Here is a 2,665-nt window from a genome sequence, read left to right on the forward strand (position 1 = left end):
ATGCGCGGCCCCGCTTCTTTTTGCCTCACACAGAGACACAGAGGATACGGAAAGAACGGCGGAGACTTCCCCGTGCGGAACGGATTGTGCTTCCCCCCGCACCCCGGACCATTCACCGCACCCGTCACACTACGGGCGCGCCGCCGTCCTGCTGTGCCTGGAAACGGATGTGAGCATCGACACCATGACCCTCGAGTCGCCGGACGCGGCGGACGACACCCTCCGCGTACGCGCCAACAAGCTGGACCTGTTGGAGCGGCTGGCCGACGACCTGGCGCACGAGATCAAGAACCCGCTCCACTCCATGGTCATCAACCTGGAGGTGCTGAAGCGGCGGGTGGCGCGCGCCGTCGGCGAAACCGACGAGATGCAGCGCAACTTCGCCGTGCTCAGCGGCGAGATGGAGCGCGTCAACCGGCGCATCGAGCTCCTCCTGCGGCTGTCGCGCCCCGGGCGCGGCGCGGAGACCACCACGCTCCGCGACCTCACCGAGGAGCTGATGGAGCTGATCCAGCTCGAGGCACGCCAGCGCGAGGCCGCCGTCGACTTCCGGCCGGGGGACGGGGTGACGCGCGTCTTCATCCCGCGCGAGCCCACGCGGCAGGTGATCCTCAACCTGGTGCTCGATGCGCTCGACGCCGTCGGACCCGGGGCCACCATGAGCATCGTGCTGGACGAGGCGGAGGGGAGCGCCGTCCTCTCCGTGGAGACGAGCGGGGCGGGGCTGGAGCCGCCGGCCGAGAGCGCCGAGCGGGTGGCCGTGGCGCGCTACCTGGCCGAGAAGATGGGCGGCCGCGTGGAGGGCGACGCGGCGGGGATGCGCGTGCTGAAGGTGCCGCTGGCGCGCTGATGAGGCAGGGGCGCCGCCAGGCGCCATCTGCATACTGCGTAGCGGGTTGCGGTGCAACGGGTTGACCGCGCCCCGCCGCGTTCCTATCTTGCGGGTCACTATATATATCAGGCAACACCTCCAGGGCGACGGCATGCTTCAAAAGATTCTCGTAGCGGACGACGAGCGCCACATCGTCGAGGGGCTGCAGATGCTCCTGGCGGATGACGGATATGAAGTGGACACCGCCACCGACGGGAAGACGGCGTGGGAGATGGTGAAGGGCGGCGGCGGGTACGGCGTCGTCCTCGCCGATCTGCGCATGCCTGAGCTGGACGGGCTGGCGCTCTTCGCCAAGATGCGCGAGGCCGGCATCGCCAGCGAGATCATCATCATCACCGGCAGCGCCTCGGTGGACAGCGCGGTGGCGGCGATGCGGGAAGGGGCGTACGACTACCTGGAGAAGCCGCTCAACGTGGCGCGCCTCAAGGCCCTCCTTCCCAAGGCGCTGGAAGCGTACCGGGTCAAGCAGGCCAACCGCACGCTCGAGGAGAAGCTCAAGAACCTCACGCGTTTCGGCGACCTGATCGGCCAGTCGGAGGAGATGCAGTCGATCTACGGCACCATCGAGGCGGCCGCGCCGTCGAATGCCTCGATGCTGATCGTGGGCGAGAGCGGCACGGGCAAGGAGCTGGTGGCCCGCGCCATCCACGACAAGAGCAACCGCCACAAGGGCCCGTTCATCGCCATCAACTGCGCTGCCTTCCCGCGCGAGATCCTGGAGAACGAGCTCTTCGGCCACGAAAAGGGCGCCTTCACCGGCGCCATCAACGAGAAGGCCGGGTGCTTCGAGCTGGCCGACGGCGGCACGCTCTTCCTGGACGAGGTCGCGGAGATGGAGCCGGACATCCAGGTGAAGTTCCTGCGCGCCCTGGAGCAGCGCTCCTTCCGCCGCCTGGGCGGCAAGAAGGAGGTGCACGTGGACATCCGCGTGGTGGCCGCCACCAACAAGAACATCCAGCGCGCCATCGACGAGGGGAAGCTCCGCGACGACCTGTACCACCGCCTGGCCGTGATCCCGCTCGTCCTGCCGCCGCTTCGCGAGCGCCGCGGCGACGTGCGCATCCTGGCCGAGGCCTTCCTGCGCCGCTTCGCGGAGGAGAACGGGAAGCCGCTCAAGGGGTTCGCGCCGGAGACGCTGGAGTTCATCAACAGCTACCGCTGGCCCGGCAACGTCCGTGAGCTCAAGAACGCGGTGGAGCGCGCCGTGATCCTGGCCCGCGGCGACATGGTGACGCTGGCCGACATGCGCGCCCACGAGCTGCTGGTGACGGAGGACCGCGAGATCCGACTTCCCGTGGGCACCAAGCTGGAGATGGCCGAGCGCACGCTGATGCTCAAGACCTTTTCCTTCGTGGAGGGCGACCACCAGCGCGCCGCCCTGATGCTGGGCATCGACGAGGACGACCTGCGCAACCGCCTCAACCGCGCCGTCGCCGGCGACGCCGTCCCGGCCTGAGGCCGAACGTCTCCACGGGTGGACACCCGCCGCGTCCCGGTTGCCGGGGCGCGGCGGGTGTTTTTGGGGGGGACGGGCCGGATCACCCGGACCCCGCACCGGGGGACGAAAAACCGGCGGACGCGCACCGGGGGATGGGCGCCAGCGATGGCATCGGCGCCGCGCACCGGGGGATGAATCCCCATAGGCGTTAACTTAAGGCCTTAAACTTCTTGATTTCAAGGAGTTGCATCGTCCGCTTTCGGGGTGGCTCTCGGAGCCTACGCCGTACTTCGCGTCCCCGCTCCAGCAGCACGCTGGGCAGGCAGGGGAGCGCG

At 68.7% G+C, this 2,665-nt stretch carries 2 protein-coding genes; both read left to right on the top strand.

Annotation, left to right across the window (positions count from 1 at the left end; genetic code table 11):
• Positions 1 to 169 precede the first annotated feature (169 nt).
• On the top strand, positions 170 to 850 hold the full coding sequence (locus VF647_00895) for a histidine kinase dimerization/phospho-acceptor domain-containing protein (protein HEX8450615.1): 681 nt from the start codon (positions 170 to 172) through the stop codon (positions 848 to 850).
• Positions 851 to 983: 133 nt separating this feature from the next.
• On the top strand, positions 984 to 2,348 hold the full coding sequence (locus VF647_00900) for a sigma-54 dependent transcriptional regulator (GenBank protein ID HEX8450616.1): 1,365 nt from the start codon (positions 984 to 986) through the stop codon (positions 2,346 to 2,348).
• Positions 2,349 to 2,665: the final 317 nt, after the last annotated feature.

Source organism: Longimicrobium sp., from assembly GCA_036387335.1.
In the GTDB taxonomy this organism is placed as follows: domain Bacteria; phylum Gemmatimonadota; class Gemmatimonadetes; order Longimicrobiales; family Longimicrobiaceae; genus Longimicrobium.